Genomic DNA, 5667 nt, shown 5'->3' with positions numbered 1-5667 from the left:
GTCGGGCTGACGGTGTCGGCGCGCGACGCCGCACTCGTCACCGCACTCAGCCCGGTCGGCGCGTATCTGGAGGCGATGGAGCTGGCGTTCGCGCCGGGGGGAGCCGCCCGTGCAGCCGACGCCGTCCCGTGGTTCGGCCTCGAGATGCTGCTCCTGTGGGGTGTCGCCGTCCCCACGATCGGCTACTGGCGGTTCCGGACGGCCGAGTTGGGCTGATGCCCCGGTCGTCGCCCCCGACCGACCACGAGCGCCCGCGGCGAGTAGCGAGCGATTTAACAGACGACGGGAACACCGAGGAGAGGATGAGCGAGGAGGATCTGGCGGCGATCGCCTCGTTGATCGAGGACGAGTACGCCAGATCGATCCTCCGACACACGAGCGAACGGCCCCTCTCGGCCAACGAACTGATGGACCGCTGTGACGCATCGAAGGCGACGACGTACCGCCGTATCGACCGGCTGCGGGAACACGACCTGATCGAGAGCTATCAGGAGTACGACCCCGAGGGCCACCACTACGAGGTGTACGCGGCGACGCTCGAGGAACTCCGCGTCCGCCTCGTCGACGGCGAGTTCGTCGGCGGCCTCGACCGGACGCGTGACCCCGCCGACCGCATGACCGACCTGCTCAACCAACTCAGATGATCCCGCTCCAGCTATCCGACTCCGGCGCGGCCGTCGGCGTGCTCTTTTTCGCCGGCTCGATCGCCTCGATCGTCGTCGGCGCCGTCGTCGGCTACCGGGCGCTCCGCGCGTACCGACGCACCGGGGGCCGGTCGCTCCTGCTGTTCGGCGTCGGCCTCCTGCTACTGGTCTCGGTCTCGAAGCTCGTCAACATCGCCCTCTCGTCGACGCTGCCGTCGACGGCGCTGATCGGTCCCGCGACCGAACTGTGCCGCCTCGCCGGCGCGGCCGTCCTCACCTACGCGATCTATGACCGCTGAACACACCACCGACGACCGTGCCGCCCCCCGGACCCGCCGGCGGAGCCGCTCCGTCGCGGCGTTCGGGGCAGCGTTCGGGCCGCTCCAGAGCGTCTCCGTCGAACAGGGCGCCACCTCGACGATCGAGATCGCGTTCCTGCTCGCGCTCGCGGCGATCGGGGCGCTGCTCACCTATCAGGCGATCCGTGGCTACCGGCGCAACGACGACCCCTCGATGGTGCTGTTCGGCTGCGGCCTGTTCCTGTTGACGGTGGGCCACGCCGGGCTCAAACTGTTCCTGACGTTCGTCGTCCCCGCTCTCGGAGCCGAGGGGCCGGTGCTCGCCTTCGCGGTGGCGTCGGCGAGCCAGATCGCGGACATCGCCGGCCTCGGTGCGGTCTTCTACGCGATACTCCGGTGAGGCGATCGGCCCGAGCGGTACTGCTCAGGGCGTACATATTTATGTCCGCCCGGACGGTACCCCAGATAGCTACGGATGTCGGGGGAGTTCATCGACGGGTCGGAGCTCGGGGAGACGCTCTCGGACCTCAAGCGTCGCATCTCCCGAACGGTGGAGATGCTCCGAGGCTCCGAGCTCCGGACCCGCCCGTTCCGCCCCGGCGAGGACGGCCCGCTGGCCAGCTTCGACGTGCCGCAGGGCCACGAGGAGATCGACCGCTACTGGGTCAACGCCCCCTACGCCTACGTGGTGATCACGCACGACCCGGAGGCGAGCGAACACCAGTACTACGCGGTCGAGCCGGATCTGGACGAGTTCGAGACGCTGCTGCTGCGGCGGATCGTCGAGGACATCCGCGACCCCCTTCTCTACCGCGCGGCCCACACCGACGCCGACGAGGAGACGCTGCGGGAGGAACTCGCCGGGTTGCTCGAACAGTACGGCGTCGAGGCCGACATGGGGACGTTCCACTCGCTACTCTACTACCTCGTGCGTGACTTCCGGGGGTTCGGGAAGGTCGATCCGCTGCTCAACGACCGCCACATCGAGGACATCTCGTGTGACGGCTACGAACTCCCGATCTTCGTCTACCACGACGACTACACCGACATCGAGACGAACATCTCCTTCGAGGCGGAGGCGCTGGACAACTACGTGATCCGGCTGGCCCAGCAGTCCGGCCGGCACATCTCCGTCGGCGACCCCATCGTCGAGACGACGCTGCCCGACGGCTCCCGCGCCGAACTCGCGCTGGGGGAGGAAGTGACCCCGCGGGGGTCGGCCTTTACCATCCGCCAGTACGCCGAGGAGCCGTTCACGCCGATCGACCTGATCAAGTACGACACGTTCACGATCGGCGAGATGGCGTACTTCTGGCTCTGCATCGAGCACAACAAGTCGCTCATCTTCGCGGGAGGGACGGCATCGGGGAAGACCACGTCGATGAACGCCGTCTCGATGTTCATCCCGCCGCGGGCGAAGGTGCTCACCATCGAGGACACCCGCGAGCTCTCGCTGTACCACGACAACTGGCTCTCCTCGGTCACCCGCGAGCGACTGGACGAGGGGACCGACATCGACATGTACGACCTGCTGCGCTCGGCGCTGCGACACCGCCCGGAGTACATCGTCGTCGGCGAGGTGCGCGGGGCCGAGGCAGTCACGCTGTTCCAGGCGATGAACACCGGCCACACGACGTTCTCGACGATGCACGCCGACTCGATCGAGACGGTGATCAACCGACTGGAGAACGAGCCGATCAACGTCCCCCGGGCGATGGTCCAGAGCCTCGACATGATCTCGATACAGGTGCTCACCCGGAAGGGCGACGAGCGCGTCCGCCGGGCGAAGGCGATCGGCGAGATCGGGGGGATCGACCAGCGGACGGGCGAGCTCGACTACTCCGCGGCGTTCACGTGGGAGGCCGACACCGACACGGTGCGCCGACAGGACTCCGCGCTGCTCGAGGACATCCAAGAGGAGCGGGGGTGGAGCCGCTCGGAGCTGCTCGCGGAGATCCGGGACCGCGAGCGGTTCCTCGAGTTCCTCCTGAAGCGCGGGATCACCGACTACCGGGCGTTCACGGCGCTGATAAACGAGTACTACGCCAACCCAGACCGGGTGATGGAACGGGTCGAGAGCGCCGACGTGGAGCTGTCGGCGGGCGAGGAGCTCGCGGACACGGTGGAGTGAGATGCTGTGGGTGCTCCCGCTGCTGTTCGCCGCCGCGCTGTTAGGTCCACTGCTGGCCGAGCAGGTGAGTCAGGGGACGAACCTCCTGCTCTCCCGGGTCTCGCTCTCGCTGTTCGGCGACTACGTCGCCAACGAGAGCCCGCGCAAGCAGGATCAACAGTCCCGGTTGCGGGCCGCCCACGTCGAAACCACCCACCGCGTCTACGCCGCGCGGACGCTGCTGTACAGCCTGCTGCTGGGTATCAGCGGCAGTATCTTCGGCGTCTACGGCGCCGCGGTGCTGCTCTGGGTGCTCCGGATCAGCGGCGAGACGGTCCGGGCACAGCTCCCGACCGCGCTGGCGTTTCTCGCGAATCTGACCCGGGTGACCGAGCTCGGGCTCACGAACCTGTTCGTGCTGGTGTTCGTCTCCAGCGCGACCGTCGGCACCGCGCTCGCGTTCGGCGTCTACTACTTCCGGTGGGCGATGCTGGACGAGAAAGCCGACGCGCGTGGGAGCGAGATCGAGGCGACGCTCCCCCGGACGATCGCGTTCATCTACGCGCTCTCGCGGTCCGGGATGGCGTTCCCCGCGATCCTCGACACGCTGACCCGGAACCGCGACGTGTACGGCGAGGCGGCCGTCGAGATCGGCGTCGCCGTCCGGGACATGAACACGTTCGGCACCGACGTGCTGAGCGCGCTCGACCGGATGGCCGACCGCACGCCCAGCGAGGGGATGGAGGAGTTCGGCGAGAACCTCGCCTCGGTGCTCGGCTCGGGCCAGTCGCTCTCGAACTTCCTCAAGGACCAGTACGACCGCTATCAGGAGGAGGCCGAGGCCCAGCAGCGCCAGTACCTCGACCTGCTGTCGACGTTCGCCGAGGCGTACGTGACGGTGCTGGTCGCCGGACCGCTCTTTCTCATCACGATCCTCGTCGTGATCGGGCTGGTGTTACAGGAGACGCTCGACCTCCTGCGCGTGGTGGTGTACCTCGGCGTCCCGCTGTCGAGCATCGCCTTCATCGCCTACATCGACAGCTCGACGAAGACGATCAGCGAGACGCTGGGACAGGACCGCTCCGAGATCCCCTCGATCGAGATCAGCGGGATCACCGACAGGCCCGACGGGATGCTGGCCGACGGCGGGCGGGCGTCGCCGGCAACCGAGGGCGGCGTCGCCGACGAGTGGGCGGCCAGCCGCGAGCGGCTCGAACTCTACACGAAGTTCGAGAGCGCCCTCGGGTGGATCCGCAGCCCCGGGGAGCTGGTGCTCCGCAACCCCGAGTACAGCTTCCTCGTCACGGTCCCGGTCGGGCTCTGGTGGGTCGGGCTCCGGTCGGGGTCGGTGCCGCTCTCGCCGCTTGCGGCGCTGCGGACGGTCGACACGCCGGTCGTCGAGGCGATCCTGTTCGCGACGGGCGTGTTCGCGCTACTGTACGAGATCAACAAGCGGCGGGTGAAGGCGATCGAGCGGGTGATCCCGGACTTCCTCGACCGGCTCGCGAGCATCAACGACGCCGGCGTGAGCATCGTCCAGAGCATCGAGCGGCTGACGCGTTCGGACCTCGACGCGCTGAGCCCGGAGCTCCGCCGGGCGTGGGAGGACGTTCGCTGGGGCGCCGACGTGCGCGCCGCCTTCCGCCGGATGGAGCGGCGGATCGACTCGCCGATGATGACCCGCGCGACAGTGCTGATCACCAACGCGATGACCGCGAGCGGCGAGATCGCGCCCGTGCTGGAGATCGCCGCCGACGAGGCCCGCGCGAGCCGCCGGCTCCAGCGCGAGCGCCGACAGGAGATGCTGACGTACCTGATGGTGATCTACATCTCCTTTTTCGTGTTCATCGGGATCGTGTTCGCGCTCTCCTCGTCGTTCATCCCGGCGATCGACAGCGCGAACCTCGGCGGCGCCGGCGGCAGTGGCCTCCCCAGCGGCGTCTCCTCCAGCGTGTTCGCCGGACTGGGGAGCGTCGACACGTCGGCCTACACGCTGCTGTTCTTCCACGCCGCCGTGATGCAGGCGATCTTCTCGGGGCTGGTCGCGGGCCAACTCGGCGAGGGGTCGCTCGCCGACGGCGCGAAACACGTCGTCGTCCTGCTGACGCTGACGGTGATCGCGTTCCTCTTCCTGTAGGCGGTCGTTCCCCCAGCCATGACCCACGCCGGCCACACGTACGACCGCATCGCCGCCCACTTCTCGAAGACCCGCGAGCACGCGTGGCCGGAGATCGAGTCGTTCCTCGACGACCGCACGGGCGAACTCGGCCTCGATCTCGGCTGTGGCAACGGCCGCCACGCCGAGGTGCTCGCCGACCACGCCGACCGCGTCGTCGGCGTCGACGCCAGCACGGGGCTGCTCGCGGAGGCCGCCGACCGCGCCGCGCAACGGGAGTTCGACGCCGATCTGGTCGCCGGCGACGCCGCCACGATCCCGCTGCGCGACGAGACGGTCGATCTCGCGGTGTACGTCGCGACGCTGCACCACCTCCGGCCACGGGAACGCCGCCGCCAGAGCCTCGACGAACTGGCTCGCGTGCTCGCCCCCGGCGGCGCCCTGCTGCTCTCGGTGATGGCGCGCGAGACGCGCGACGCGGCGGCGGTGGAAGTCGCG

At 68.8% G+C, this 5667-nt stretch carries 5 protein-coding genes and 2 pseudogenes; all 7 read left to right on the top strand.

Going from position 1 to position 5667, the window contains the following annotated elements; all coding sequences use genetic code 11:
• Positions 1–216, top strand: a pseudogene (locus tag ACFR9S_RS09780) (hypothetical protein); the annotation flags it as partial.
• A gap of 86 nt (positions 217–302) precedes the next feature.
• Positions 303–644 carry an ArsR/SmtB family transcription factor gene (locus ACFR9S_RS09775; RefSeq protein ID WP_379818521.1) on the top strand — a complete coding sequence of 114 codons (342 nt, stop codon included), beginning with the start codon at positions 303–305 and terminating at the stop codon, positions 642–644.
• The gene (locus ACFR9S_RS09770) at positions 641–943 is read left to right on the top strand and encodes a DUF7521 family protein (RefSeq protein ID WP_379731695.1); all 303 of its coding nucleotides are present in this window, start codon (positions 641–643) and stop codon (positions 941–943) included. Before ACFR9S_RS09775 ends, ACFR9S_RS09770 begins: the two co-directional genes overlap by 4 nt.
• Complete coding sequence (locus ACFR9S_RS09765) at positions 933–1343, top strand: DUF7521 family protein (RefSeq protein ID WP_379731696.1); 411 nt, start codon at positions 933–935, stop codon at positions 1341–1343. Before ACFR9S_RS09770 ends, ACFR9S_RS09765 begins: the two co-directional genes overlap by 11 nt.
• 75 nt (positions 1344–1418) lie before the next feature.
• A complete protein-coding gene (locus ACFR9S_RS09760) occupies positions 1419–3074 on the top strand; it encodes a type II/IV secretion system ATPase subunit (RefSeq protein WP_379731697.1) in 1656 nt (551 codons plus the stop codon).
• Between the two features lies 1 nt (position 3075).
• Entirely contained in the window at positions 3076–5190 is a 2115-nt protein-coding gene (locus tag ACFR9S_RS09755) for a type II secretion system F family protein (RefSeq protein WP_379731698.1), read from the top strand.
• 18 nt (positions 5191–5208) lie between these two features.
• Positions 5209–5667: pseudogene (locus ACFR9S_RS09750) on the top strand (class I SAM-dependent methyltransferase); the annotation flags it as partial.

It is taken from the genome of Halolamina salina (assembly GCF_042678005.1).
GTDB classification, from domain to species: Archaea; Halobacteriota; Halobacteria; order Halobacteriales; family Haloferacaceae; genus Halolamina; species Halolamina salina.
Note: the sequence above shows the minus strand (reverse complement) of the source record. Positions and strands in the feature narration are given on the sequence as shown.